This is a genomic window from Leclercia sp. UBA2479 (genome assembly GCF_002341985.1).
In the GTDB taxonomy this organism is placed as follows: Bacteria; Pseudomonadota; Gammaproteobacteria; order Enterobacterales; family Enterobacteriaceae; genus Enterobacter; species Enterobacter pneumoniae.
The window spans coordinates 266,509-292,610 of record NZ_DDPB01000013.1 but is presented as its reverse complement, the minus strand read 5'-3'; the positions used below and the strand labels follow the sequence as shown (position 1 = coordinate 292,610).

22 protein-coding genes are annotated in these 26,102 nt (G+C 57.3%); 10 read left to right on the top strand and 12 right to left on the bottom strand.

All coding sequences use genetic code 11. The annotated features are described in order from the left end of the window. The first annotated feature begins 60 nt into the window (after positions 1–60). A complete protein-coding gene (locus tag B3B59_RS19255) occupies positions 61–1,041 on the top strand; it encodes a LacI family DNA-binding transcriptional regulator (protein WP_286809763.1) in 981 nt (326 codons plus the stop codon). 3 nt (positions 1,042–1,044) lie between these two features. Here B3B59_RS19255 and B3B59_RS19250 read toward each other — a convergent pair whose 3' ends face one another. Beyond that, entirely contained in the window at positions 1,045–2,289 is a 1,245-nt protein-coding gene (locus B3B59_RS19250) for a mechanosensitive ion channel family protein (RefSeq protein WP_286809762.1), read from the bottom strand. A gap of 79 nt (positions 2,290–2,368) precedes the next feature. Continuing rightward, complete coding sequence (locus B3B59_RS19245; RefSeq protein WP_046884391.1) at positions 2,369–3,805, bottom strand: MFS transporter; 1,437 nt, start codon at positions 3,803–3,805, stop codon at positions 2,369–2,371. Between the two features lie 108 nt (positions 3,806–3,913). Here B3B59_RS19245 and B3B59_RS19240 point away from each other — a divergent pair, with 108 nt between their 5' ends. Beyond that, positions 3,914–4,792 carry a helix-turn-helix transcriptional regulator gene (locus B3B59_RS19240; protein ID WP_286809761.1) on the top strand — a complete coding sequence of 293 codons (879 nt, stop codon included), beginning with the start codon at positions 3,914–3,916 and terminating at the stop codon, positions 4,790–4,792. 24 nt (positions 4,793–4,816) lie between these two features. Then, on the top strand, positions 4,817–5,860 hold the full coding sequence (locus B3B59_RS19235) for a DUF2157 domain-containing protein (RefSeq protein WP_286809760.1): 1,044 nt from the start codon (positions 4,817–4,819) through the stop codon (positions 5,858–5,860). Here B3B59_RS19235 and nfsB read toward each other — a convergent pair. From nfsB to B3B59_RS19220, 3 genes are all read right to left on the bottom strand, one after another. After that, on the bottom strand, positions 5,857–6,510 hold the full coding sequence (nfsB, locus tag B3B59_RS19230) for an oxygen-insensitive NAD(P)H nitroreductase (protein WP_040076712.1): 654 nt from the start codon (positions 6,508–6,510) through the stop codon (positions 5,857–5,859). The genes B3B59_RS19235 and nfsB overlap by 4 nt on opposite strands. Positions 6,511–6,630: 120 nt before the next feature. Then, the gene (locus B3B59_RS19225) at positions 6,631–6,999 is read right to left on the bottom strand and encodes an MmcQ/YjbR family DNA-binding protein (RefSeq protein WP_040076711.1); all 369 of its coding nucleotides are present in this window, start codon (positions 6,997–6,999) and stop codon (positions 6,631–6,633) included. After that, the gene (locus tag B3B59_RS19220) at positions 6,992–7,579 is read right to left on the bottom strand and encodes a TetR/AcrR family transcriptional regulator (protein WP_040076710.1); all 588 of its coding nucleotides are present in this window, start codon (positions 7,577–7,579) and stop codon (positions 6,992–6,994) included. Before B3B59_RS19220 ends, B3B59_RS19225 begins: the two co-directional genes overlap by 8 nt. Before the next feature lie 190 nt (positions 7,580–7,769). On the opposite strand from B3B59_RS19220, the gene B3B59_RS19215 reads away from it, so the two are divergent. Both B3B59_RS19215 and B3B59_RS19210 read left to right on the top strand, forming a co-directional pair. After that, entirely contained in the window at positions 7,770–8,873 is a 1,104-nt protein-coding gene (locus B3B59_RS19215) for an MBL fold metallo-hydrolase (RefSeq protein WP_286809759.1), read from the top strand. 32 nt (positions 8,874–8,905) lie between these two features. Beyond that, positions 8,906–9,247 carry a RamA family antibiotic efflux transcriptional regulator gene (locus B3B59_RS19210; protein ID WP_040076707.1) on the top strand — a complete coding sequence of 114 codons (342 nt, stop codon included), beginning with the start codon at positions 8,906–8,908 and terminating at the stop codon, positions 9,245–9,247. 40 nt (positions 9,248–9,287) lie between these two features. Here the strand turns inward: B3B59_RS19210 and B3B59_RS19205 are convergent, their stop codons facing one another. Then, complete coding sequence (locus B3B59_RS19205; protein WP_286809758.1) at positions 9,288–11,432, bottom strand: TonB-dependent siderophore receptor; 2,145 nt, start codon at positions 11,430–11,432, stop codon at positions 9,288–9,290. 123 nt (positions 11,433–11,555) lie between these two features. Between B3B59_RS19205 and B3B59_RS19200 the strand changes: the two genes are divergently transcribed. Continuing rightward, entirely contained in the window at positions 11,556–13,124 is a 1,569-nt protein-coding gene (locus B3B59_RS19200; RefSeq protein WP_286809757.1) for an alpha/beta hydrolase-fold protein, read from the top strand. Here B3B59_RS19200 and B3B59_RS19195 read toward each other — a convergent pair. Further along, the gene (locus B3B59_RS19195) at positions 13,110–13,358 is read right to left on the bottom strand and encodes a DUF1158 domain-containing protein (protein ID WP_286809756.1); all 249 of its coding nucleotides are present in this window, start codon (positions 13,356–13,358) and stop codon (positions 13,110–13,112) included. The genes B3B59_RS19200 and B3B59_RS19195 overlap by 15 nt on opposite strands. 486 nt (positions 13,359–13,844) lie before the next feature. Between B3B59_RS19195 and B3B59_RS19190 the strand changes: the two genes are divergently transcribed. Then, positions 13,845–16,568, top strand: coding sequence for a cation-transporting P-type ATPase (locus tag B3B59_RS19190; protein WP_286809755.1), 2,724 nt, complete (start codon positions 13,845–13,847; stop codon positions 16,566–16,568). A gap of 88 nt (positions 16,569–16,656) precedes the next feature. On the opposite strand, the gene B3B59_RS19185 is transcribed toward B3B59_RS19190, so the two are convergent. Next, positions 16,657–17,778 carry a YbdK family carboxylate-amine ligase gene (locus B3B59_RS19185; protein ID WP_286809754.1) on the bottom strand — a complete coding sequence of 374 codons (1,122 nt, stop codon included), beginning with the start codon at positions 17,776–17,778 and terminating at the stop codon, positions 16,657–16,659. Between the two features lie 256 nt (positions 17,779–18,034). Between B3B59_RS19185 and B3B59_RS19180 the strand changes: the two genes are divergently transcribed. Next, the gene (locus B3B59_RS19180) at positions 18,035–18,508 is read left to right on the top strand and encodes a cold-shock protein (protein WP_046884380.1); all 474 of its coding nucleotides are present in this window, start codon (positions 18,035–18,037) and stop codon (positions 18,506–18,508) included. A gap of 63 nt (positions 18,509–18,571) precedes the next feature. Here the strand turns inward: B3B59_RS19180 and B3B59_RS19175 are convergent, their stop codons facing one another. Further along, complete coding sequence (locus B3B59_RS19175) at positions 18,572–19,027, bottom strand: hypothetical protein (protein WP_286809753.1); 456 nt, start codon at positions 19,025–19,027, stop codon at positions 18,572–18,574. Positions 19,028–19,414: 387 nt separating this feature from the next. Here B3B59_RS19175 and B3B59_RS19170 point away from each other — a divergent pair, with 387 nt between their 5' ends. Next, entirely contained in the window at positions 19,415–20,113 is a 699-nt protein-coding gene (locus B3B59_RS19170; protein WP_212476947.1) for a GNAT family N-acetyltransferase, read from the top strand. A 42-nt stretch (positions 20,114–20,155) separates the two neighbouring features. On the opposite strand, the gene betA is transcribed toward B3B59_RS19170, so the two are convergent. The 3 genes from betA to betI are packed head-to-tail and all read right to left on the bottom strand — an operon-like array spanning position 20,156 to position 23,907. After that, positions 20,156–21,820 carry a choline dehydrogenase gene (gene betA / locus B3B59_RS19165; RefSeq protein ID WP_286809752.1) on the bottom strand — a complete coding sequence of 555 codons (1,665 nt, stop codon included), beginning with the start codon at positions 21,818–21,820 and terminating at the stop codon, positions 20,156–20,158. A 13-nt stretch (positions 21,821–21,833) separates the two neighbouring features. Then, complete coding sequence (betB, locus tag B3B59_RS19160) at positions 21,834–23,306, bottom strand: betaine-aldehyde dehydrogenase (protein ID WP_286809751.1); 1,473 nt, start codon at positions 23,304–23,306, stop codon at positions 21,834–21,836. A gap of 13 nt (positions 23,307–23,319) precedes the next feature. After that, on the bottom strand, positions 23,320–23,907 hold the full coding sequence (betI, locus tag B3B59_RS19155; protein WP_046884375.1) for a transcriptional regulator BetI: 588 nt from the start codon (positions 23,905–23,907) through the stop codon (positions 23,320–23,322). 128 nt (positions 23,908–24,035) lie between these two features. Here betI and betT point away from each other — a divergent pair, with 128 nt between their 5' ends. Further along, on the top strand, positions 24,036–26,069 hold the full coding sequence (gene betT, locus B3B59_RS19150; RefSeq protein ID WP_046884374.1) for a choline BCCT transporter BetT: 2,034 nt from the start codon (positions 24,036–24,038) through the stop codon (positions 26,067–26,069). The last annotated feature ends 33 nt before the right edge of the window (positions 26,070–26,102 follow it).

The window sequence follows — 26,102 nt, the reverse complement described above, 5'->3', positions numbered from 1 at the left end:
GCCGGGCCGCGAATTTATGGTAGCCTGCCGGGAATCTCAACTGCAGGATCACTCGTTGTTATGTCCATTCAGAAAATCGCCCGGCTGGCGGGCGTGTCGGTCGCGACGGTCTCGCGCGTGCTTAATAACAGCGATACCGTTAAAGCCAAAAACCGCGACCGCGTCTTGCAGGCGATAAAAGAGGCCAATTACCAGCCCAACCTGCTGGCGCGCCAGCTGCGTACTGCGCGCAGCTACATGATTTTGGTCATGGTCTCGAACATCGCAAACCCTTTCTGTGCCGAGGTGGTAAAGGGCATCGAAGAGGAGGCGGAAAAGAACGGTTTTCGCATTCTGCTCTGTAACTCCGGCTCGGATATCGAACGTTCACGCTCGGGCCTGAGCCTGCTGTCGGGCAAGATGGTCGACGGGATCATTACTATGGATGCGTTCTCACGCCTGAACGAACTGGCAGCGCTGATTGGCGAGGCACCCTGGGTGCAATGCGCCGAATATGCCGATGCCGGGGCGGTCTCCTGCGTCGGTATTAACGATGTGGATGCGTCACAGCACGTGGTCAGCCGTCTGGCTGACGCCGGCCGGCAGCGCATAGCCCTGATTAACCACGATCTCAGCTACAAATATGCCCGCCTGCGCGAGCGCGGTTATAAGAGCGTGCTGCATCTGCGGGATCTGGAGTATCAGGCGGTGGAGTATGCCAGCGAGCTGAGTTCGGCGGCCGGCATGGCGGCGATGGAAGCGCTGCTGGCAGCGCCCACCCGACCGGATGCGGTCTTTGCTGTTTCCGATACCCTTGCCGCCGGGGCGCTGCGCGCCATTGAGCAGGCAGGGTTACGGGTACCTGACGATATCGCCGTGGTCGGCTTCGACGGCACCGAGCTTGCCGGGCTGGTCTCACCGCCGCTCAGCACCATCGAACAACCCTCGCGGGATATCGGGCGCAAGGCGGTGGAACTGCTGCTGAACAAGATTGACAACCCCGATGCGCCCACGGAGCGGGTGATGATGGACTGGCACTATATTGAGCGTGCCAGTACCTGATCGTTATTTTGTCAGGGCGCCTGCCAGCGAACGAATATCGTTACCGGTAGGGGCCTGATGAATACGCAGCCCAAACTCCTCAATCACGGCATAGATATGATCGAAAATATCGGCCTGAATAGCTTCGTATTCTGCCCAAATCACCGTATTGGTAAACGCATATATCTCGATGGGCAGACCGTTCGCCTCCGGTGCCAGTTGACGCACCATTAAGGTCATATCCTGGCGAATGCGCGGGTGGTTGCGCAGATATTCATTCAGATAGGCGCGGAAGGTGCCAATATTGGTCATCTTTCGCAGATTCAGTACCGAATCACCCTCACCGTTCTCCTGATTCCACAGCGTAATCTCTTCATGGCGTGCGGCCATATACGGCTTCAGTAACTTCGCCTGTATCAGTTGCTGCTGCTCCCCGGCATCCAGAAAATGGATGCTGGTGGTATCAATGTTCAGGCTGCGCTTAATACGCCGCCCCCCGGAGGCGGACATCCCGCTCCAGTTGATAAAGGCATCGGAGACCATGGCCCAGGTCGGAATGGTGGTGATGGTATTATCAAAATTGCGCACTTTTACTGTGGTCAGCCCAATGTCGGTGACCGTGCCATTCGCGCCATATTTCGGCATCTCCAGCCAGTCGCCCAGCTTAAGCATGTCGTTGGCAGAGAGCTGGATCCCGGCGACCAGCCCCAGAATCGGATCTTTAAAGACCAACATCAGCACGGCGGCCATCGCGCCCAGACCGCTTATCAGAATCGCGGGGGACTGACCAATCAGCAGCGAGATAATTAAGATCCCCACCAGGATTGCGCTCACTAACTTAATACCCTGAAAGATCCCTTTCAGCGGCAGTTGCGAGGCGGTCGCCAGCTTTTGCGACAGGTTGAAAATCACATCCAGCAGGGAGAAGAAGGCGAGCAGGGCGTATACCATCACCCACAGTTTTGCGCAGGTGGTGATTATTTCAGCCGCTTCGCTGCCACGCTGCAGCCATAACACCGCCTGCACGTTGACGATAATCCCCTGCAGGGTAAAGGCTAAGCGGTGAAATAATTTATTCTGGGTAATAATCTGCAGCCATAAATGGCTGCTGGCCTGCGCCCGTTTTTCGAAAATGCGCAGCACCAGCTTGTGTAAAATAAGATGAATAATGAGGGCGGTAAGAAAAATAATGCCAAAAATAATCACCAGCGAGGTGGTGTGATTAATTTCAATGCCTAACTCTTCGACCTGAGCAATGAATTCCTGCATAACGTCTCCTGTATTGATGCGGCTACATGATGACGGCTGCGAATTTATTATGCAAACCGCGACGTTATGCAGGACAGGGTTATTTCACGGCGGTGCAGCCCGCCGGGACTGCCGCACTCAGGCGATGGCGCAGGCGGAGCGTGGCCGCGGCAAGTATCCCCATCATGGCCGTTTCCACCAGCAGGAAGACGTTAATCGCCCTGGCATAATCGCCCCCGTGCGTCTGCAGCGCGTGCAACAAGATCGCGCCAAATATAGCGGGCCCCAGCCCCAGCGCGGCCTGTTGCAAGGTGCTAAGAATGGCGCTGGCCGCGCCGGCGTCGTCCGGTCCGATATCACGCATCCCCATGCGATAAAAGCTGTTCACAATCAGCGCCTGGCCGTAGCCCACCAGCCCGGTGGCGGGGGCCAGCGTCAGGGCGGTATTGTGCAGCCCCCAGTAACGGAAGGTCGCGATCAGGGCCAGCAGGCCGACCATCTGAATCCCCAGCCCCATCAGCAGAATGGTGCTTGTGCTGTAGCGGGCGATCAGGCGCGGGGCAAACCACGCCGAGACAAAATAGGTCACCCCGAGGGCGATAAAGCTGTTGCCCGACTGCCAGGGCGCCATCCCCAGCCCGGTCTGCATGGTCAGCGCCATGCAGAACATAAATCCGGACCAGACGCTGAAAAACAGCATCGCAATCAGTACGCCAAAACGGATACTGTGAAGCTGCATCAGGCGCGGGGGAATAAGCGGATGTGCCTGCTCACGCTCTTTTTTTCGGGCGCTGATAATCATCAGCCCCGCCAGCGGGATGATGGCGATAAGCGCGGCCTTAAGCGGCCATGCCCAGTGCCACTGAGGGCCGAGCGCCATCGGGAACAGCAGGCAACAGAGGATCGCGGCCAGCAACGCCGTCCCTTGCCAGTCGATGCGCGACGGGGTATCACGATGCGTCTCCGGAATGTACTGACGGCTTAATGTCAGCACCAGCAGGCAGATGGGCACGTTAATAAAGAAGGCATTACGCCAGCCCAGCCCGGCAATATCTGCCGACACCAGCCAGCCGCCACCCATCTGGCCGACAATAAAAGCAATCCCCCCTATGCCGCCAAACAGGCTAATGGCCTTCGCATGGGCGCTGCCTTTTAGCGTGACGTGCAGGGTGGCCAGGATCTGCGGCATGATCAGCGCCGCGCCAGCGCCCTGCACCACCCGGGCGGCCAGCAGTTGCGACACGCTGCCTGCCATACCGCATAGCAGTGAAGCCAGGCCGAATATCGCCACCCCGGTCATAAACAGACGACGGCGACCAAGGTTATCCCCCAGTTTGCTACCGAGCGCCAGGCAGACGGCGAAAGCGACCCCATACAGGGCGACGATTAACTCCAGTTCGGTCGCGCTGGCGTGCAGCGAATGCGTGATGGAGTCCAGCGCGACGTTCGTGATCGAGGTGTCAATCAGCGGCAACATCTGGCCGGTGAGCAGTAAAATGAGGCCGGCGCGCCCCGGTGAAACGGCAGAGGTTTTCATGGTAACTCCATTGCATGTAACAGCTGAGGGACGTAGCATCAACGATCTGATAAACGGGTACCAGTTCCTGCTTATACTGGTACTGGCACTACCACGCAGGAGTGATGTATGGCGTTGATAGCAGACCCCCTTCCTTCGTTACAGGAAGAGAACCGTAAACAGCTCGGCGCGTTTTTACGTTCCCGCCGCGAAAGCCTTGATCCGCAGCGGCTGGGGCTGCCGCGCAGTGGCCGCCGGCGTACCCCAGGGCTGCGCCGGGAAGAGGTGGCGATGCTGGCAGATGTGGGCGTGACCTGGTACACCTGGCTGGAGCAGGGCAGGGATGTCAACCCCTCAGGCGTGGTGATGGCGGCGGTGGCAAAGGCGCTACAATGTACCCCTACCGAGACGCGTCATCTGTTTGTGCTGGCCGGGCTGCCGCCGGGAGAAGCGCCGCAAACGCTGCCGTGCGAGGGGATAAGCGAGGGCACGAGACGCCTGCTGGACACCCTGATGCCGAAACCGGCCAGCATCCAGAAACCGAACTTTGACATCGTGGCCTGGAACGACAGTTTTGGGCATCTGATGGGGGTGGATTTCAATACTATCCCGCCGGAGGATCGCAACTGTATTTACCTCTACCTGACCCATCCCACATGGCAGGCCCGCCTCGGCAGGCGTGATGACGTGCTGGCGATTTTTGTCTCTTATTTCCGCGCGGCGATGGCCGAGCATCGCGGCGATCCCGCCTGGGAAGCTCAGCTGGCGCGCTTTTTTGCGGTCTCGGCGGAGTTCGAAGCCTTGTGGCACCAGCGCTACGACGTGCGTGGCGTAGAAAACCAGTTGAAGCTGTTTTCCCATCCGGAACTGGGTGATTTTCATCTGCAGCAGATGTACTGGTACTCAGCGCCGCGCAACGGATCCCGGCTGCTGGTCTATCTGCCGGTGGATGAGCAGGGTGAGCATGCACTAACGTGGCTGGCTCAACAGGCTGTTATACTCAATTAACTCTATCGGCTTCAGGGATTGAACATGCAGGTAACGCGTAAACAAGAGCGTCTGCTACGCCGGGCGCTGGCCCAGTGGGAGCAGGAAGGGGCGCTCAGCGCCAGCGATCATCAGCGGCTGGCTGCAACCTTAAAACGTACCGTGCTGGACTGGCAGCGGTTGAGCCGCTACGCCATCTGGACGGCGCTGGCCTGCGCAATTATCGCCCTCGGCAGCCTGTTTGCCGACAGCGAACTGATGGCCTGGATAATCGATTTTCTCTCTTTCTCCTCGTTGGCCCGCATCGGCCTCCCGGCCGCGCTGGCGGTAGGGTTTTACCTGTGGGGGTTTGCCCGCCAGCGACACGAAATCCAGTGGCACTACACCACTGAAGGTCTGCTCTTTCTGGGCGTGCTTTTTACGGCAATCGCTCTCTGGCAACTGGGCGAACGGCTGGATAACGGCAGCGGGCATCTTGCCCCCCTCTTCCTGGTGGGGTGTGCGGTCTATGGGCTGGTGGGCTTTTTCGGGCGTTCCGGGCTGGTGTGGCTCTTCTTTTTGCTGTCGCTGGGTAACTGGTTTGGCGCCGAGACGGGGTATGTATCCGGCTGGGGAGCTTACTGGCTGGGCATGAACTACCCGGTGCGGTTTATCTTCTTCGGTGGGGCATTACTGGCGCTCTGCTGGCTGCTGCGTAAGACCCTTATCCAGCGTCATCTCTACACCACCAGTAAGGCGATGGGGCTGACCTATCTCTTCGTCGCGCTGTGGATCATGTCGATTTTCGGTAATTACGATATCGATAACTGGTATGGCGTGACACGCGCGGCGTTACTCCCCTGGGCGTTACTCTTTGCCGTGGCCGCGGTGGTGGCTATTTACATCAGTCTGAAAACCGACGACGGCATGCTACGCGGATTCGGCCTGACCTTCCTCGCGATTAATCTCTACACCCGCTATTTCGAATACTTCTGGGACGGCATGCACAAGGTGCTGTTCTTCCTGATTCTGGCGGTGTCGTTGGCGATGCTGGGGCGTTATGCGGAGAGGATTTGGCACGCCACCGAGCAGCGTGCCTGGAAAGATTAGCACTCGGTCACGATAGTGCTTAACGGCAGGCGAGATTTCGGCAGGGAGGCGTTGAAATCTTCCACGCTGTGATAGCCCACCGGCACCACCACGACGCTGGTGAAGCCCTGCGCTTTCAGGCCAAACTCTTCGTCCAGTACCGCGGCATCAAAGCCTTCGATTGGCACAGCGTCCAGTCCGAGCGCCGCCACGCCCAGCAGGAAGTTACCCACGTTCAGGTAGACTTGTTTCTCCATCCAGTGGTTGTCATCTTTTAGATCTTTGCGGTGCATATCGGCAAAGAAGGTGCGGCCTTTATGGTTGGCGGCTTTGGCCTCTGGGGTGGCGAAGCGGCCATCGGCCTCTTCCTGGTTTACTACGCGCTCCAGCCAGGCGTCGTCCATCGCGGTTTTGGCGCAGAACACCACCACCAGCGACGCGTCCAGCATTTTGCGTTCGTTAAAAACAAAACCGCCCGCAGCCGATTTTGCCACGCGGGCTTTGCCCTCTGGCGTACGGGCAACGATAAAGTGCCACGGCTGGGAATTGGTGCTGGACGGGCTGTACTGCAGCAAGGTTTTCACCTTCTCTACCTGCTCGTCGGTCAGGGTTTTGCTCGGGTCAAAGGCTTTGGTGGAGTGGCGTTTCAAAGCAACAGAAATAATATCCATAACAGCTCCTGGTGAATAAGATCCGCCCCTCAGCGAGGCGTAAGCTGAGCAGATTACCAGGGGAAACGTGAAATGATAAGTGCGTTAAATGCGCTTAAACTGTTCGCCTGAGGCGAACAATCACTGCGGGCGAATACGCTTCTGGTCACGTTTGGGCAGTTTATCCACGACCAGATGCCAGGAGTCCAGCACCAGATCGGTAACCAGCTCAGGGGTAATATCATCGCCGGCATAGAGGGAGATCCAGTGTTTTTTATTCAGGTGATACCCCGGCTCCAGGCTGCGGTAGATAGCCTGGTTGAGCAGGGATTTTTCTGGATCGGCTTTCAGGCTCACGTGCGCCCGCCCGCGCGCCACGCCCATCAGCATAAATATTTTCCCGCCCACCTTAAAAACATCATACTCCGGGCCAAACGGCCAGCAATGTTCCGTAAAGGGGAGCTCCAGCGCCACTTTTTTGGCCTGCTCCTGCAAGGTACGACTATCCATTGTCCTCCTCCGAGGCGAGGCCGCGCCACATTACCTCAAAGCCCAGCGATTTAAATTCCACGGCGCGAGAGGGATCGCGGGTGGCAAATTCCATCGTGGTCTCGGCCAGGGATAAGAAAATGGCATCGCCAAAGGTGCGGAACTCGTCGGACATAAAGACCTGGCGGATAGAGCGGCGGCAAAGCTCATGCAGCTCAGGGAACATCTCTTTTACGGCCTGTTCGGTCTCATTGTTGATTTTCTCGCTGACGCCCAGCTGGCGAATGGCCGCGTGGGAGACCGGATTGCGGATACCCCATTCAACGTAGCTGTTCCAGATATTACGCGTATATTCTTTTGGCAGCGTGATGGTGCGATCAAGGTTCGCCAGCATCGACTGGCAGAGATCCTGCTTCAGGTGCAGATAGAGGGCATTCAGCAGATCGTCTTTGGTAGCAAAGTAGCGAAACAGAGTCCCTTCAGCGACCCCCGCGTTACGGGCAATTAATGCCGTCGAGGCGGCAATGCCAGACTGGGCAAATGCAGCCGTTGCCGCCTCCAGTAACGCCAGTTTCTTATCTTCGCTTTTCGGACGTGCCACTAAATATCCTCCCGTGTCAATTGTAAAAAAGCGTATTGAAGCATGCGTTTCATATGGCTGCAACGTGGAATGTCAAAGATTGAAAACGTCTTGACGACATTCTATTCACTCCTATAATGAGTGCTTACTCACTCATAATCAAGTTTTGCCCGCGCATACCATCGGATGGAGCGCGAAATCGGGTCGGGATATGAAGAAACCTCTCATTGTAAGCGTGGTGTTGGTCATGATTCTTGCGTCAGCGGCGAGTTTGCCTTTTGTCTTCAATGCGGGTTTTGGACAACCGCCTCAGGGCGCACAGCTAAGCGAAGTGGAGGCCTCTCCTCACTACCGCGACGGCCAGTTCCACAACACCCTGCCAACGCCGGGCTATACCGGTCAGAAAAATATGCTGGTGGCATGGTGGGGCTTTTTGATGACCAAAACCGAAAATGCGCGTCCGGCGGCACCGCTGCCAATGGTCAACACCGATCTGGCCAGCCTGCCGCTGGAGCAGGAAACCCTGGTCTGGCTGGGTCACTCTTCCTGGTATCTGCAGCTGGCGGGCAAGCGCATCCTGATTGATCCGGTGTTCAGTAACTACGCGGCGCCTTTCTCGTTTCTGAATAAAGCCTTTACCGGGGACTACCCGTGGCGGGCAGAGGCGATGCCGGAGATCGATCTGCTGATCATCTCTCACGATCATTACGATCATCTCGATTACGCCACCATCAAGGCGCTGATGCCAAAGGTGAAACGTGTCATTACGCCGCTGGGCGTGGGCTCACACCTGCGTTATTGGGGCATGAACCCGGACATTATTGACGAACGCGACTGGAATCAGTCGGTGCCGGTGAGCGATGCACTCACCGTTCACGTTCTGCCCGCTCGCCACTTCTCCGGGCGCGGCCTGAAGCGTAACCAGACATTGTGGGGCAGCTTTATGTTCGTCACCCCGCAGCGCAAGGTTTACTACAGCGGGGACTCTGGCTACGGACCGCACTTCAGCGCCATTGGCGAGCAGTTTGGCGAGGTGGATCTGGCCATCATGGAAAACGGTCAGTACGACCAGGACTGGAAATACATTCACATGCAGCCGGACGAAACGGCACAGGCCGCCGTGGATATCAAGGCCAAAGCGGTGGTGCCGGGGCATAACGGACGCTTCGTGCTGGCTAAGCACACCTGGGACGACCCGTTGATCCAGCTCACCCGCGCCAGTAAAGATAAAAATTATCGGCTGTTAACGCCAGAACCCGGCGAGCCGGTAGATGTTAGTAGCGCCACGCAGCACTTTCGCGAGTGGTGGAAATAATGTTAACCCGAGGAAGAGAAGGGGAGAGCAGTATGACTATTTCCGCTCAGGTCATTGATACGATTGTCGAGTGGATCGACGACAACCTCCATCAGCCGTTACGCATTGATGATATCGCCCGTCACGCGGGATATTCGAAATGGCATTTGCAGCGGCTTTTTATGCAGTACAAAGGAGAGAGTCTGGGACGCTATATCCGCGAGCGCAAACTCTTGCTGGCGGCGCGCGATCTGCGCGAGTCAGATGAAAAGGTCTATGACATCTGCCTGCGTTACGGCTTTGATTCCCAGCAGACCTTTACCCGGGTCTTTACCCGCACCTTCAATCAGCCGCCTGGCGCGTATCGCAAAGAGAACCACTATCGGGCGCACTGAAGGTTGACCTCTCCCGCCAGGGGAGAGGGCGACATTCCTCTTACCAACGATAGTTCACGGTGGCGGTCATCGTCCGGCCAATGCCATAGAAGCATGCCGTATCGCTTGCACACGAAGCCACATACCGGGTATCCGCCACGTTATTCACGTTGAACTGCACGCTAGCGCCTTTCAGCGTGCTGTTCAGCTCGCCGAGATCGTAGCTCACCATGGCGTCATACAGATCGACCGAGGGCACCTTGAACGTATTCTTCGCATCGCCGTAGCTGGTGCCGATGTAGCGCATACCCACGCCTGCGGTCAGGCTCTTTAGCGCGCCTCCGGGAATGGTATAGCTGGCAAAGGCAGAGGCCATATGGGCGGGTATACGCGCCGGCGTTTTGCCCTCCGTCCCTGCCACCGTGGTGCTTTTGTTTTCTGCATCCGTCCAGGTATAGGAGCCAATCAGGTTGATGTTCTCCATCAGCGTGGCGTGGATCTCTGCTTCAACCCCTTTCGAGCGAACTTTGCCGGCGTTCTCAAACCAGCCTTCGGCGCTGTTGTACGTTGCGACGTTCTCCTGGGTTAAATCGTACAGCGCCAGGGTCATCAGGGTGGTGTCCACTGGCTGATACTTCAGGCCAATCTCCGTCTGCTCGCCGGTGGTCGGTTTAAAAGGCCCGACGCCCGGCGCGCGGTTGGTTTGCAGGTTCGGTTCGAAGGAGGTGCTGTAGCTAATATAGGGCGACAGGCCAAAATCAAAGGCGTACAGCAGGCCGGTACGCCAGGTGAATTTGCTGTCGTTTTGCTGGGTGACGCTGCTGTCCGTGAAGTCTTTGGTGCGAACTTCGCTCCAGTCGTAGCGCCCGGAAACCAGCCACTCCCAGTTTTTCCAGCTCATTTGATCCTGCAGATAGAGGCCCATCTGGTCGAGATTTTGCTGTTCATCCGTTGCGGTGCTGAACGTGCTTTCATCGACATTCACGCCGTAGACCGGGCGGGTCCAGTCGAGGTCGTACTGCGTGCCGGCGCCGCGCGCCAGCAGCTGTTTATCTTTGCTGGCCTTGTAGTCAACGCCACCCAGCAGAATGTGGCTGACTTCGCCAGTATTGGCCAGATACTCCAGCTGATTATCCAGACCAAACTCGTTGGTGGTGCGCACTTCACGCTGCGCCCGGCGGGTCAGCAGCGTGCTGTTGGCGGCGCTATTGGCATAAACAAGGTAGCGATACTTCTGCTTGATAGTGGCGTAACGCGCGTTCTGGCGGAAGGTCATATTATCGGCGAACTGGTGCTCCAGCTCGTAGCCGATAAGGGTCTGCTCGCGCCAGGACTGGTCGTAACTGGGATCGCTCACGTTAAAATCGTAGGGAATGTACTGGCCGTTAGCGCTCTTTACCGTGCCGTAGGCGGGCAGGAAATTGCGGTAACCTGCATCGGGATCTTTCTGGTAGCTGGTGAGGAGCGTAAAGCGCGTCTGATCGTTTGGATACCAGGTGATCGCCGGGGCTATCGCCATACGCGTCTCTTTATAATCGTCCACCTGGTTATGCTGGGTGCGAGCAATGCCGTTCACACGATACAGTACGCGACCATCGTCGCTAAGCTTGCCGCCGAAATCAAATGCGCCTTCTGCCAGATCATGATTGCCGGTGCGAAACTGCACATTATGAATAGCCTCTGCGGTGGGGCGTTTGCTGGTCATGCTGATTAAACCACCAGGGTTTACCTGACCGAACAGAACGGATGCCGGACCCCGTATCAGCTCCACCCGTTCCAGTAACCATGGATCGATCGTCCCCGTCTGGGAAGAGGCGGTTGCGCCAAAGCTCAGCCCGTCGAGGAACTTTGGCACATAGCTAAAGCCGCGCACAAAGACCTCGTCGTTACGGTTGGATGATCCGCGGTATTCTGTAAAGACCCCAGCGGAGTAGCGCAGCGCCTGCGATACGGAGGTGACGTCCTGCATTACCATCTGGTCGCGGGTGATCACCGAGACCGACTGCGGCGTCTTCACAATTTCTGCGCTGGTTTTCGTCGCGGAGAGCGTTTTGGTGGCCACAATGCCGGTGACCGGGGCCGTGGGCTCCTGACTCACGCCCTGCGTAACCACAAGCGTTTCTTCATTGTTTGCGGCCTGAGCCACTATGCTGACTGTCGCCAGGCTCATAAGCCAGAGGCGCATTACTTTATTCTTTTTAAACATTTTTATTATCTATCCTTGGTTGCTATCGCCATAAAAACACCGGTAAAAACGTTTTAAATGATATTGCAAACAATTACCATTTGCATTAGCGTTACTGGCAAATTTTGCGAGGAAAGGGCGTAAATGAAAAGGGTGTGGAGTGGGTTGCTGTTAGGAATAAGTACACTGCCAGTCATGGCGGCGACCTGTGAACACTCTTCCCTTCAGGGGGATGTGCAGGGGAAATTTGATGCCAGCGGCGAAGTCTGTTTTACGCTGCCGAAACTGGATGAAAACTATGTCTCGGCCACGCTAAAAGGAGTAACGGACGCCCGCCTGCTGGATGGACAAAATAGCCGGGTTCGCACCCTGATTGAGAATGGCCCGGCGGACGGCGAACACTCGCTACTCTTCGCTTTGCCGGTGCGCCAGAACACCTCCCTGGTGCTGCACGGCGAACCGGGTCAACCCTGGCATTTTCAGTGGCGAATAAGAGAAACCTCCGCATTACCGCGCGTGCAGATGCTTGAGCCTGAAAGTCCGACCCTGAATGCGCTGGCAAAAACGGTTGCTGCTGGTGGGAGTACTGAGGCGTTCTGGCAGGCGCAGCGTCGGCAGGGAACGCCGATGGTGGAGCCGGTGGACGCCGACCACAAGCGGGTGACCTTCCTCTGGCGCGGCGCGCGGGAAAACGTCTTTATTCTTGGGTCACCGGCGGGCGACCATGACCCCCTGTTCCGGTTAGGGCAAAGCGACGTCTGGTTTCGCAGCTATGTGGTGCCTTCCGATACCCTGATGCAGTACAAGCTGGCGCCGGATGTGCCGGTTATCACCGGCTCCCCACGCGATCAACGTCGGGCGATCCTGGTCAGCGCACAGGCCGATCCGCTCAACCCCCACACTGCCGTGCAGGGTAAGCAGGATCGCTGGAATCGTTATTCACTGCTTGATCTCAGCCCGACGCGCTACTGTTCCGCGCAGGCCGCCGCCACGCCCATTGTGAATGGCTCGCTTACCCGTCACATCTTTACCAGCACCCAGCTTGGCAACAGCCGCGACGTGTTGCTCTACCGGCCGCGCAGCGCGCAGCCAGCGCGCTGGACGCTCATTCTCTTCGACGGGCAGATCTATCAGCGCGACTATCACGTCGCCAATATCTTCGATAGCTTAATTGCGCGGCATGTTCTGCCGCCGATAAATGTGGTCTTTATCGATAGCCTCGATCACACCCGCCGTAGTCAGGAGTTGCCGCCTAATCCGCGCTTCGCCAACGCTATGGCCCACGAGCTACTGCCCTGGCTACGGGGTCAGGGCGTGGCCTTACAGCGGCAAAAAACGGTGCTGGCAGGCTCCAGCTACGGTGGCCTTGCCGCCTCGTGGGTGGCTTTACGCTATCCACGCCTGTTTGGCAATGTGCTGAGTTTGTCCGGCTCTTACTGGTGGGCGCCTGAAGGCGAAGAGGCAAGCTGGTTAACACGTCAGTATCAGCATGCCTCGCGCTACCCGATTCGCTTCTGGCTGCAGGCCGGCAGATTTGAGAGTAGCGGTCCGGATGGCGGTATCTACCGGAATACTTTGGAGTTTGAGCAGGTGCTAAAAGAGAAAGGGTATCGGGTGAGTTTTCACCCGTGGTCCAGCGGTCACGATTACACGGCGTGGTGCGAAGCGCTGGTCCAGGGGATGCGCGATTTCACCGGTTTACGACGTCTGTGAGAACCAGCGGCGCCAGATGAAACGCAGGATGAAAAATTCAATGGCGCCCAACAGCAGAAACCACAGGCAGAACAGAATAGTGTAAAGCTGATTCAAATCGACCATATGGAAGGTGGTCATTAGCTTTTGCGCCAGCCACAGGCCCAGCGAGGGCGCGGGCAACAGCAGCACGGAGAGAAAGGCCATCAACAAAATGCCGCCTGCCGTTAACAGCGATTCTAACGGATGTTTCATAGTAATGTTAATCGTCAGTTAAAAATAGCATTGTCCGGGATAGCGCAACGTAAAGCAATATAAACCTCTGGCCGCGAGGGCGGATATTAATCCGCCGATGTGCGCCGGAATTGCATTATTTTAGTGGCGAATATTCAAGTAATCCTTATCCGTGTAAATTAATGTCATCCCACGGAAAATAATTTAACGAAAGTGTAGGTGCTATATCCAATTAACGTGGCGATAACAATGGCAGCGACAATATATAACGCCAGACGGCGACCGCGATAAATACCAAACATGCTTCCCCCTTGTTTAAGGTTGGTTTAGAAATATTTTGTGAAAATCATTATATGAAATAAGTTGTGCTGAGTTTTGCCGTTATCTTTTTAGAATATATTGCGATAAATCAATTTTTGCCACAACTTATTATTTTATTTCACGCCCATTTTAATAAGCCAGAAAGGAATTCCGGCTGCCATTCACATGAAATTAAAGGAACTGACTATGACGAAAATGCCTAACCCGCCGTCTTCGCCATCCCCTGACAACAAGGCTTCTGGTCTGGCGTACCAGCAGACCGTAGAGCAGACTCTGGCCGCGCTGCAAACCCACACTAACGGTCTGAGCCGCGCCGAGGCGGATGAACGCTTAAATAAATATGGCCCGAATGCGTTGCCAGAGAAAAAAGCGAAACCTGCCTGGCTGCGTTTTCTGGCCCATTTTAACGATGTCCTGATTTATGTACTGCTGGCGGCAGCGGTATTAACGGCGGTAATGGGGCATTGGGTCGATACGCTGGTTATTCTTGGCGTGGCGGTCATTAACGCTTTAATTGGTCATGTTCAGGAAAGCAACGCTGAGAAATCGCTGCAAAGTATTCGAAATATGCTCTCTAGCGATGCGCGTGTTATTCGTCACGGCGAGCACGAAACCATTCCAACCACTGAAATCGTTCCGGGCGATATTATTGTCTTGCGCGCAGGAGATCGTATTCCGGCGGATATGCGTCTGATTGAAGCGCATAATTTACGCGTGGAAGAGGCGATACTGACCGGGGAATCCACGGTGGTGGATAAACATACCGATGCGCTGCACGGCGAACTGCCGCTGGGCGATCGCACCAATCTCGTCTTTTCAGGCACGACCGTCAGCGCCGGCGGTGGCGTGGGCGTGGTCATCGCCACCGGGCAAGAGACCGAACTAGGGCACATCAACCAGATGATGGCCGGTATAGAGAAGCACCGCACACCGCTGCTGGTACAGATGGATAAGCTGGGCAAAGCGATTTTCGCCATTATCCTGGCGATGATGGCGGCGCTGTTTGTCTTTAGCATCCTGTTGCGCGATATCCCGCTGGGTGAACTGCTTCTCTCCCTGATAAGCCTGGCGGTCGCCGCCGTGCCGGAAGGTTTGCCGGCCATTATTTCGATTATCTTGTCGCTGGGCGTGCAGGCGATGGCGCGTAAGCGGGCGATCATCCGCAAACTCCCTACCGTGGAAACGCTGGGGGCAATGACCGTGGTCTGTTCGGATAAAACCGGCACCCTGACCATGAACGAGATGACCGCGAAGGCAATCATCACCGCCGAAAGTTGCTACAGCGTGGACGGTAATAGCTACGAGCCGGAGGGGAAGATCTGCCTTGAGGGCAGCGACGAGCCGGTACAAATCCAGCCAGGCACCGTGCTGGAGCAGTATCTGCGCACGATTGACCTCTGCAATGACAGCCAGTTGATTAAGGACGAGCGCGGCCTGTGGGGCATTACCGGCGGGCCGACCGAAGGGGCGCTGAAGGTGCTGGCCGCTAAAGCGAAGCTAAGCCCCGTGGCGACCACGCTTATTAGCAAAATCCCGTTCGACTCCCAGTACAAGTACATGAGCACGCACTACCAGGTGGGCAACGACGCGCAGATTTTAATTACCGGCGCGCCGGACGTGATTTTCGCCCTTTGCGAGCAGCAGCAGACCCGCAACGGCGCCGAGCCCTTCAACCGCGCGTACTGGGAAGACGAGATGGCGCGCTTTGCCCGGCAGGGGCTGCGCATGGTTGCTGCCGCCTTTAAGCCGGCCGCCGCCGACAAGCCAGCATTACGTCATGAGGATCTCAGCAGCGGGCTGATCATGCTGGGGATCGCCGGTATGATGGATCCACCGCGCCCGGAAGCGATCGATGCCATCCACGCCTGTCAGCAGGCGGGGATCCGAGTGAAGATGATCACCGGTGACCACCCGCAGACGGCCATGAGCATCGGTCAGATGCTGGGAATTGCTAACAGCAGCCAGGCGATAACCGGCTATCAGCTGGAGCATATGGACGATGCGGCGTTGGCGACCGCGGCGGTGCAGTATGACATTTTCGCCCGTACCAGCCCGGAGCATAAGCTGCGCCTGGTGAAAGCCTTGCAGGAGAAGGGCGAGATTGTCGGCATGACGGGTGACGGGGTGAACGATGCGCCCGCGCTGCGTCAGGCGGATGTGGGCATTGCGATGGGTATTAAAGGCACCGAAGTGACTAAAGAGGCGGCCGATATGGTCTTGACCGATGACAACTTCGCCACTATCGCCAGCGCGGTAAAAGAGGGGCGCCGCGTTTACGACAATCTGAAGAAGACCATTCTCTTCATTATGCCGACCAACCTCGCGCAGGGGCTATTGATTATCATCGCCCTGCTGGCGGGGAACGTCATTCCGCTGACGCCGGTACTGATTTTGTGGATGAACATGGCAACCTCCGCCACGCTCTCTTTCGGCCTGGCTTTTGAAGCCGCCGAGCGCAACATCATGAAGCGTCCGCCGCGCCAGACTGCGCAGCATGTGATGGATGCCTATGCCGTATGGCGCGTGGCGTTCGTTGGCACCATGATTGCCATCGCCGCCTTTGCGCTGGAAGCCTGGCTGGCGCCGCGTGGGCACAGCGCCGAATTTACCCGCACTGTGCTTCTGCAGATGCTGGTCTGCGCCCAGTGGGTCTATATGATTAACTGCCGCAACACCGAGGGCTTCTCCCTCAACCGCGGCCTGCTGGCTAACAAAGGTATCTGGCTGGTAACGGGTGTACTGCTTCTGCTGCAGCTGGCGATTATCTACCTGCCATTTATGCAGATGTTGTTCGGGACTGAGGCGTTGCCACTGCGTTACTGGTTCGTCACCCTGGCGGTGGCTGGCGCAATGTTCTTTGTTGTCGAAATTGAGAAACGATTGACCCGCAGGTTCCGTAAGGCGGCATAAGATAAATGGTTCCTCCCGCCCTCTCCTCAACGGGGAGAGGGCGAGAGGAGATCACGCGCCTTTAGGCCATCATGCCTGTCCGTAAGCGTTACGGGCTCGTCGCCCACAGCTCAGCATGTTTCTGCACCAGGGTGATCAGCGACCCGCCGTCGGCGACGAAATCACGCATGCGCTGCGCCTCGCTTTTACCCTGTTTCAACATCAGGCCAATCTCCTGAATCGCGCTTGTCGCCCCCAGCTTTTCGGCTGACGGGGTGACGCGCTCCAGCAACCATGCGATATCCTCTGCGATGGTCTTCTGCTCACCGCTGTGAACATCCGTCAAAATGCCCGCCAGACCGTAGCGGCAAGCCTGGAAACGGTTGAACCGATACAGTAGAAAATCCTGTTCCTGATGTTTGTAAGGCCGGGTGGTCAGCAGCCAGTGTGAGGTGGCCTGAATCAGACCCGCGATATTAATGGCATGGCCCAGCGTCAGGGGGGTGTCCATTACCCGCACCTCTACGGTGCCGAAATGGGGGCTAGGGCGGATATCCCAGTGCAGATCTTTGATGCTGTCGATCATGCTGGTGGCGCTAAGCCGGCGGAAAAGCCCTTCGAACGCCTGCCAGTTAGGTACCCAGGGCATCAGCCCGTTATCCGGGAAGCCTGAAAAGATATTCAGCCGTGATGAAGCAAACTGGGTGTCGGTGCCCTGCATATAGGGCGAGGAGGCCGCCAGCGCAATAAAGTGCGGCACAAAGCGGGATAAACCGTGCAGCAGATAGATAGCGTCGTCACCGGTGCGGCACCCCACGTGCACATGCTGCCCGAAGACCGTCGCCTGTAAAATCAGGTAGCCAAAGCGCTCCAGGGTGACGTTATAACGCTCGTCGTCGCACACTTCCTGGCGTTGCCATTTCTGGAAGGGGTGGGTACCACCGCCGCAAATCTGCACATGATGCTCGCTGGCTGCGCGCAGAATGGCCTGCTGGATAGCCGAAAACTGTGCGGCGGCCTGGTCAATGCTCTGGCACACGCCGGTGGCAATTTCGAGCATGCTTTCGGTGATATCGTGTTTGACTTCACCGGCCTGGATCTCGTTTTCAACCGCGGCAATCAGCGCGGAGGAGTCCTGGCTAAGGTCATAGCCCGGTGGGTTGACCACCTGGAGCTCCAGTTCAATGCCAAGCGTGAAGGGTTCAGAGGCGTGGAAGTCAGGTAAAGGCATGGCACACTCCGTTGTCAGGTATCATTTCAGTATAGACAACGCAGGCGGTTCGCCCTCGCTGGTGAGTTGCCGGTATCGGCACGCCCCGGCAACTCACCGCGTGTTACCGGGGCGCGTTTCATCCCGCTTTGATCTTCACTTATCGTTATTGCCGATTTTTTCTCACCTTGTCTCCCCATAGCCTCAAAACCCATTGTGCTTTACACTGCGCGCTGCAAAAATTGAGTTATGAACGATCAGACAGGCGGTAAAAGCGATGAACGGAACAATCACAACGTGGTTTAAAGATAAAGGCTTTGGATTTATCAAAGATGAGAACGGTGACAACCGCTATTTTCATGTGATTAAGGTCGCTAACCCTGATCTGATCAAGAAAGATGCGGCGGTGACCTTTGAACCGACCACCAATAACAAAGGCCTCTCGGCATATGCCGTGAAGGTGATCCCCGAAAGCAAATACCTCTTTATTGCGGGCGAGCGTGTGAAGCTTACCTCGATCAAATCTTTCGTAGTCTTTAGCGAGGATGAACCTGTTGAGACCGGGATCGATAAAGAGAACGCGGTGCTTTCAGTAGGGATCCTGATGAGCAATATCAGGCCAAAAGCGGATAAGAAGCCAGGCGAAATGCGCGCCGTGAAGAAGCTGGCCATTACCACTTTCCAGAACACAACGCTGATCTTCACCGAAGATGAGATCGACATCGATGCCACGGTGAAGCTGCTGAAGTGATCCTGTGCCGAAATTCTGCAGCAATGAGAAGCAGAATTTCGGCTTTATAGGTTGTCTCTGCACTTACTGTGCCGCGCCGGACGACTCCTTCACAAATTCCGCCAGCATCCACACCATGTCATGCAGTAGCCCCGTAAGTGAACTCTCCACGCTGGCTGGCAACGTTCCGCCCAGAACGGCCTGCGTCAACGCCAGGGCATAATCCACCTGAACGGTTATCTCCTGCCAGCACGCCGGCACGCTGGTGCTGAATCTTTCACCTTCGATCAACTGCGCAATCAGTTCCGGGGAAGGCTCGCTCGTGTCGCACTCCCGCATCTTCCCAAGGGTTTGCAACAGCTTTTCGCAGAGGGCTTTGCGCGTGTCGTGCGCGTCGGTCTCCTGCAGCACGCTAACCAGTGCCGCGCTGATATCAGCCAGTTCGGGAAGTTCTGCCGTTGTGGCAAGCGGCGTATCGATCAGTTGTTGAACTAACGCGTTAGTGGATGAGGCGTAAACGTATGTCGATTTTGTTGTCATGTCGTGTTCCTTCTCTATAAAAGCTCCTGACAGCGAAATTTTTTGTGCTCGTGAGGGGTAGCACTGACGGAGGTAGGAATACCGTACACGACAAAACGGCCAGCCAACCGGCTGCTCCGCCAGCGCTACCGCGATTTAAACGGTGTGGCAAAGTGACTGTCGTGTCATCCTGTCTGGGTTCCTACACCCGGTTGCAGAACGCCCGCAACTCAGGCACTTTACGGCCCCGTCCTGGCAAATAACAGTCAAAACCGCGAAATGCACCCGCTAACTTTTCGATTTGCGAGGCGCTTTCCAGAATGTCGGGATCCAGGCGTAAAAATCCTCTGTTCGCCTGCTTTTTATCCTGATATAACAAAGTCTTTACATTTCAAAGGGGGGCTCGCCGTGCCGGAAATTAATGAATTTGGTCAGACTGTTAATGACGTCGTTCCCGGCTGGAATGGCGCACGCGTTTTACCCCGCTCGCTTCTGTCAGGACGCTTCTGCCGACTGGAGCCGCTGGATGCCGCCCGCCACGCCGTCGATCTGTTTGAGGCTTTTGCGCTGGGTGATGGCAGCGACTGGACGTGGATGGCCAGTAACCTGCCGGAAAACCTGGAGGTCACCCGACACTGGCTGCTGGGCAAAGTCATGGATGATGCCCTGGTGCCCTATGCGGTGATTGATACTCGCACGGACCAGGCCGTGGGGGTAGTGTGTTACATGGCGATCGACCGCCAGATGGGAACGGTAGAAATTGGTCACGTGACCTGGTCGCGCAAAATGCGTCACAGCCCGATGGGTACCGAAGCCATCTGGCTGCTGTTGAAAAATGCTTTCGCGCACGGCTATCGCCGGCTGGAGTGGAAGTGCGACTCAATGAACGTGGCCTCGCGCCGGGCCGCCGAACGGCTGGGGTTCACCTGGGAAGGGCGGTTGCGACAAAAAATTGTGCGCAAGGGCCGAACGCGCGACAGTGATATGCTTTCGATTATCGATGGTGAGTGGCCAGAAAAAGAGGCGGCGCTGTGTGCCTGGCTGGCGGCGAAGAATTTTGACGGGGAAGGGCGGCAGATTAAAAAACTGGAAGCGTTTCGCGAATAATCCTCCTCTCCAGTGAGGAGAGGAGGAGAGGTGAAGGGCGACTTAACTGCGAACCGGTGCGCCGTTCGCCACATAATAGGCTGCCGTGCTTTTCGCCAGCGGCTCGCTCCCGCGGATCGCGTCAGCAATTTTCTCGCCAATCATAATGGTGGTGGCGTTCAGGTTGCCGGTGATGATCTGCGGCATGATCGACGCATCCACCACGCGTAACCCTTCCAGCCCGTGAACACGGCCTTCGCCGTCTACCACCGCCATCTCGTCGTAGCCCATCTTGCAGGTGCCGCACGGGTGGAAGGCGGTTTCAGCGTGGTTACGCACGAACTCGTCCAGCTGCTCGTCGGTCTGGCACTCCACGCCCGGGCTGATTTCCCGGCCACGGTATTTGTCCAGCGCGGGCTGGTGCATGATCTCGCGGGTGATGCGGATCGCGTCGCGGAACTCCTGCCAGTCCTGTTCATGGGACATGTAGTTAAACAGGATCGCCGGATGCTGATGCGGGTCGCGGGATTTGATCCGCACGTGCCCGCGGCTCGGCGAGCGCATGGAGCCGACGTGACACTGGAAGCCGTGCTCTTTCACCGCGTTCGAGCCGTTGTAGTTAATCGCTACCGGCAGGAAGTGGTACTGAATGTTCGGCCATTCGAACTCCTCGCGGCTGCGGATAAACCCGCCCGCTTCGAAGTGGTTGCTTGCGCCCACGCCGGTGCCGCCAAACAGCCACTCCGCGCCAATCTTCGGCTGGTTCCACCACTGCAGGGCAGGGTAGAGGGAGACCGGCTCTTTGCATTCGTACTGGAGATACATCTCCAGGTGATCCTGCAGGTTTTCACCCACGCCGGGTAAATCATGCACCAGTGGAATGTCGAACTGCTTCAGCAGTTCAGCGCTGCCCACGCCGGAACGCTGGAGGATCTGCGGAGAGGCAATCGCCCCCGCGCACAGCAGCACCTCTTTGTTCGCCGTTGCTTTCGACGGGATAGTGCTTTCACCCTCCAGCCACTCGACGCCCACCGCGCGTTTGCCGTCAAAGATAATGTGATCGGTCATGGCGTGAGTGCGGATGGTCAGGTTCGGGCGCGGTTTCGCCTGGTCCAGATAGCCGCGCGCGGTGCTGGCGCGTCGACCCTGCGGCGTGACCGTGCGATCCATCGGCCCGAAGCCTTCCTGCTGGTAGCCATTGAGATCGTCGGTGCGCGGATAACCCGCCTGCACGCCCGCTTCTACCATCGCCTCGAACAGCGGGTTCACGCCCGGTTTAGAGGTGGTAACGCTCACCGGACCATCGCCGCCGTGGTAGTCATTCGGACCCACGTCGCGGGTCTCCGCCTTGCGGTAGTAGGGCAGGCAGTTGAGATAGCTCCAGTGCTCCAGCCCGGTTTCCTTCGCCCAGTTATCCAGATCCATGGCGTTACCGCGCACGTAGCACATGCCGTTGATCAGCGATGAGCCGCCCAGCCCTTTACCGCGTCCGCACTCCATGCGACGGTTGTTCATATACGGCTCTGGTTCGGTTTCATACGCCCAGTTGTAGCGCTTGCCCTGCAGCGGAAACGCCAGCGCGGCGGGCATCTGGGTACGGAAGTCAAAGCGGTAATCCGGACCGCCTGCTTCAAGCAGCAGCACGGTGGTGTTCGGATCTTCAGTCAGTCGTGTTGCCAGCACGTTGCCGGCAGAGCCGGCTCCGATAATGATGTAGTCAAATTGCAAATAAACCTCCCGGTTAAAATATGGACTGGAATTTAGCCATCTCAACCTGGATGGACTTCACCTGGGTATAGCTCTGGAGCGTCATCACTCCGTTCTCGCGGCCAATGCCGGAGTGTTTATAGCCGCCGACCGGCATCTCTGCGGCGGATTCACCCCAGGTGTTGATCCAGCAGATGCCCGCTTCGAGCTGATGAATGGCGCCGTGGGCGCGGTTCAAATCGGCGGTGACGATGCCCGCCGCCAGCCCGTAGTCGGTGTCGTTGGCGCGACGAATCGCTTCCTCGTCGGTTTCATAGGTGAGGATGGACATCACTGGCCCGAAGATCTCCTCGCGCACGATAGTCATCTCGTCGGTGCAGTCGGTGAACACGGTCGGGGCCACCCACGCACCGTTGTCAAAGCCTTCACCTTTCAGCACGTCGCCGCCGCACAGCACGCGCGCGCCTTCCTCTTTGCCTTTGGCGATGTAGCGCAGCACGTTGTCGCGGTGCGGGAAGCTGACCAGCGGGCCGAAGTTGGTGTTTTCATCGAACAGATCGCCCGCACGGATGCGACCCACGCGCTCGACAATTTTCTGCTCAAATGCGGCTTTATATTTCGCAGGCACAAACACGCGGGTGCCGTTAGTGCACACCTGGCCGGAACTGAAGAAGTTGGCCATCATGGCGATGTCTGCCGCAAGATCGAGATCCGCGTCATCGAAAATAATCAGCGGTGATTTGCCGCCCAACTCCATCGTCACCTCTTTCAGGGACGAGGCAGCCGAGTTCGCCATCACCTTTTTGCCGCTGGCGACGCCGCCGGTAAAGGAGACTTTCTCGATGCCCGGATGTTCGGTCAGGAACTGGCCGGTTTCCGCGCCCACGCCCGGCAGGACGTTAAACACGCCGTCCGGCAGACCCGCCTCGGTGTAAATTTCGGCAAGTTTCAGGGCGGTGAGCGGAGTAACCTCACTCGGTTTGAAGATCATTGCGTTGCCCGCCGCCAGCGCCGGGGCAGATTTCCACAGGGCGATCTGAATCGGGTAGTTCCACGCACCGATCCCCGCCACCACGCCCAGCGGCTCGCGACGGGTGTAGACGAATGAGGTATCGCGCAGCGGGATCTGGCTCCCTTCCAGTGCCGGGATCAGGCCCGCATAGTACTCCAGCACGTCCGCGCCGGTGACGATGTCGACGGTGCTGGTTTCAGAAAACGCTTTACCGGTATCGAGGGTTTCCAGCTTCGCCAGTTCGTCGTTACGTTCGCGCAGGATCTCCACGGCGCGGCGCAGAATGCGCGAACGCTCCATGGCGGTCATCGCTGCCCAGATTTTTTGCCCGCGCTGTGCGCTTTCAACCGCGCGGTCGACATCCTCGCGCCCGGCGGCCTGTACGGTCGCCAGAACTTCGCCGTTGGCCGGGTTGATGGTCTCGAAGGTGCGACCGCTGGTGGCCGATGTATAACCACCATTGATATAAAGATGCTGTTCTGCCATTCGGGACATAATTTCTCCTCGGTTAATCGGTCGGTAAATGCTGGCTAATAAAGTGGCTGGTGAGCGACTGGGCCAGGGTTTTGTCCAGCGGTTTGCCGCTCAGTGCGGCGCGTAGCCACAGCCCGTCGATCAGGGCCGCCAGTCCGTATCCTGCCTCCTGCGCCTGGTCACGCGGCAGTTCACGACGAAACTCGTACACCAGATTCGACAGCAGGCGGCGGCTGCTCACCTGCTGCAATCGATAAAGCATCGGCTGGTGCATACTGCTCGCCCAGAAGGCCAGCCAGGCTTTCATCGCCGCGCTGCTTACCTGGGTTTCATCAAAGTTGCCGCCGACAATCGCCTGTAATCGCTGCTCCGCGCTGCCGTTGGGCAATGCATGTAAACGGCTTAATACCGCATCGCGCAGCTGGCCGGTAATGTCGCGCATGGTCGCTTCCAGCAGACCGTTTTTGTCTTTGAAATAGTGACTGATGATCCCCGTGGACACGCCCGCCCGACGGGCGATCTGCGCGATGGTCGCGTCGTGCATGCCCACCTCATTTATTGCTTCCAGCGTGGCGTCGATCAGTTGCCTGCGCCGGATTGGCTGCATCCCCACTTTGGGCATTTTTGCCACTCCATTCATCAGCGTTGGTAATACATTAAAGCGGTTTTTGATTGGACGTTCAATATAAAATGTGTCTTAATTGTTGCGGATTTGGATTTCAATAGTTACAAAAACAGTGGGGATACTGGATGACAGACCTTTCACAAGACAGAGAAAAAGACAAAATCAACCCGGTCGTTTTTTATACTTCCGCCGGGCTGATTTTGTTGTTTTCCCTGACGACGATCTTCTTTCGTGATTTTTCTGCCGAGTGGATTGGGCGCACCCTCAACTGGGTGTCGAAAACCTTTGGCTGGTACTATCTGCTGGCGGCGACGCTCTATATCGTCTTCGTGGTGTGCATTGCCTGCTCGCGCTTCGGTTCGGTGAAGCTCGGGCCGGAGCAGTCAAAGCCCGAGTTCAGCCTGCTGAGCTGGGCCGCGATGCTCTTTGCCGCAGGCATCGGCATCGATTTGATGTTCTTCTCCGTAGCCGAGCCGGTCACGCAGTATATGCAGCCGCCGGAAGGGGCGGGGCAGACCATGGAGGCTGCGCGCCAGGCGATGGTCTGGACGCTGTTCCACTACGGCCTGACCGGCTGGTCGATGTACGCCCTGATGGGGATGGCGCTCGGATACTTCAGCTATCGTTATAATTTGCCCCTGACTATCCGCTCTGCGCTCTATCCGATTTTCGGTAAAAAAATCAACGGGCCCATTGGGCACAGCGTAGATATTGCGGCGGTGATCGGTACCATCTTCGGCATCGCCACCACGCTGGGTATCGGTGTGGTGCAGCTTAACTACGGGCTGAGCGTGCTGTTTGATATCCCGGATTCGATGGCGGCCAAGGCGGCGCTGATTGCGCTGTCGGTGATTATCGCCACCATTTCGGTCACCTCCGGCGTGGATAAAGGGATCCGCGTGCTCTCCGAGCTGAACGTCGCGCTGGCGTTGGGGCTGATTCTGTTCGTGCTGTTTATGGGCGACACCTCGTTCCTGCTTAACGCGCTGGTGCTGAACGTTGGCGACTACGTGAACCGCTTTATGGGCATGACGCTGAACAGCTTTGCCTTTGACCGCCCGGTGGAGTGGATGAACAGCTGGACGCTCTTCTTCTGGGCGTGGTGGGTGGCCTGGTCGCCGTTTGTTGGCCTGTTCCTGGCGCGTATTTCGCGCGGACGCACCATTCGCCAGTTCGTGCTGGGAACGCTGATTATCCCGTTCACCTTTACCCTGCTGTGGCTCTCGGTGTTCGGCAATAGCGCCCTGCACGAGATTATCCATGGCAATGCGACCTTTGCTCAGGAGGCGATGGCGCACCCGGAGCGCGGTTTCTACAGCCTGCTGGCGCAGTATCCGGCGTTCACCTTTAGCGCCTCCGTGGCGACCATTACCGGCCTGCTGTTCTACGTCACCTCGGCGGATTCCGGCGCGCTGGTGCTGGGGAACTTCACCTCGAAGCTGAAGGACATCAACAGCGACGCGCCAAACTGGATCCGCATCTTCTGGTCGGTCGCCATTGGCCTGCTGACGCTCGGCATGCTGATGACCAACGGCATTTCCGCTCTGCAGAACACCACGGTGATCATGGGGCTGCCGTTCAGTTTTGTGATCTTCTTCGTGATGGCCGGGCTGTACAAATCGCTGAAGGTGGAAGACTACCGCCGCGAAAGTGCCAATCGCGACACCGCCCCGCGCCCGATGGGCTCGCAGGACCGCCTGAGCTGGAAGAAACGTCTGTCGCGCCTGATGAACTACCCGGGCACGCGTTACACCAAACAGATGATGGAGACGGTCTGCTTCCCGGCAATGGAAGAGGTGGCTCAGGAGCTGAAGCTGCGCGGCGCGCGCGTCGAGCTGAAAAGCCTGCCGCCGGAGGAGGGCGAAACCCTGGGGCACCTGGATCTACTGGTGGATATGGGCGACGAGCAGAACTTTGTTTACCAGATCTGGCCGCAGCAATATTCCGTGCCCGGCTTTACCTATCGGGCCCGCAGCGGGAAATCAACCTACTACCGGCTTGAGACGTTCCTGCTGGAGGGAAGCCAGGGCAATGACCTGATGGATTACAGCAAGGAGCAGGTCATTACGGATATTCTGGACCAGTATGAACGGCACCTGAACTTTATCCACCTGCACAGGGAAGCGCCGGGGAACAGTGTGATGTTCCCGGATGTGTAAGCTGGAGTGTTAAACTGAGAGCGGCGCCATGCC

What these genes read in the sequence shown, in the direction of transcription:
- nfsB (WP_040076712.1), bottom strand. Translation starts at nt 6,510, where the DNA reads ATGGATATTATTTCTGTTGCTTTGAAACGCCACTCCACCAAAGCCTTT.
- B3B59_RS19205 (WP_286809758.1), bottom strand. Translation starts at nt 11,432, where the DNA reads ATGTTTAAAAAGAATAAAGTAATGCGCCTCTGGCTTATGAGCCTGGCG.
- B3B59_RS19250 (WP_286809762.1), bottom strand. Translation starts at nt 2,289, where the DNA reads ATGCAGGAATTCATTGCTCAGGTCGAAGAGTTAGGCATTGAAATTAAT.
- B3B59_RS19210 (WP_040076707.1), top strand. Translation starts at nt 8,906, where the DNA reads ATGACTATTTCCGCTCAGGTCATTGATACGATTGTCGAGTGGATCGAC.
- betI (WP_046884375.1), bottom strand. Translation starts at nt 23,907, where the DNA reads ATGCCCAAAGTGGGGATGCAGCCAATCCGGCGCAGGCAACTGATCGAC.
- B3B59_RS19255 (WP_286809763.1), top strand. Translation starts at nt 61, where the DNA reads ATGTCCATTCAGAAAATCGCCCGGCTGGCGGGCGTGTCGGTCGCGACG.
- B3B59_RS19175 (WP_286809753.1), bottom strand. Translation starts at nt 19,027, where the DNA reads ATGACAACAAAATCGACATACGTTTACGCCTCATCCACTAACGCGTTA.
- B3B59_RS19200 (WP_286809757.1), top strand. Translation starts at nt 11,556, where the DNA reads ATGAAAAGGGTGTGGAGTGGGTTGCTGTTAGGAATAAGTACACTGCCA.
- B3B59_RS19245 (WP_046884391.1), bottom strand. Translation starts at nt 3,805, where the DNA reads ATGAAAACCTCTGCCGTTTCACCGGGGCGCGCCGGCCTCATTTTACTG.
- B3B59_RS19195 (WP_286809756.1), bottom strand. Translation starts at nt 13,358, where the DNA reads ATGAAACATCCGTTAGAATCGCTGTTAACGGCAGGCGGCATTTTGTTG.
- betT (WP_046884374.1), top strand. Translation starts at nt 24,036, where the DNA reads ATGACAGACCTTTCACAAGACAGAGAAAAAGACAAAATCAACCCGGTC.
- B3B59_RS19185 (WP_286809754.1), bottom strand. Translation starts at nt 17,778, where the DNA reads ATGCCTTTACCTGACTTCCACGCCTCTGAACCCTTCACGCTTGGCATT.
- B3B59_RS19240 (WP_286809761.1), top strand. Translation starts at nt 3,914, where the DNA reads ATGGCGTTGATAGCAGACCCCCTTCCTTCGTTACAGGAAGAGAACCGT.
- betB (WP_286809751.1), bottom strand. Translation starts at nt 23,306, where the DNA reads ATGTCCCGAATGGCAGAACAGCATCTTTATATCAATGGTGGTTATACA.
- B3B59_RS19180 (WP_046884380.1), top strand. Translation starts at nt 18,035, where the DNA reads ATGAACGGAACAATCACAACGTGGTTTAAAGATAAAGGCTTTGGATTT.
- B3B59_RS19190 (WP_286809755.1), top strand. Translation starts at nt 13,845, where the DNA reads ATGACGAAAATGCCTAACCCGCCGTCTTCGCCATCCCCTGACAACAAG.
- B3B59_RS19225 (WP_040076711.1), bottom strand. Translation starts at nt 6,999, where the DNA reads ATGGATAGTCGTACCTTGCAGGAGCAGGCCAAAAAAGTGGCGCTGGAG.
- B3B59_RS19235 (WP_286809760.1), top strand. Translation starts at nt 4,817, where the DNA reads ATGCAGGTAACGCGTAAACAAGAGCGTCTGCTACGCCGGGCGCTGGCC.
- B3B59_RS19215 (WP_286809759.1), top strand. Translation starts at nt 7,770, where the DNA reads ATGAAGAAACCTCTCATTGTAAGCGTGGTGTTGGTCATGATTCTTGCG.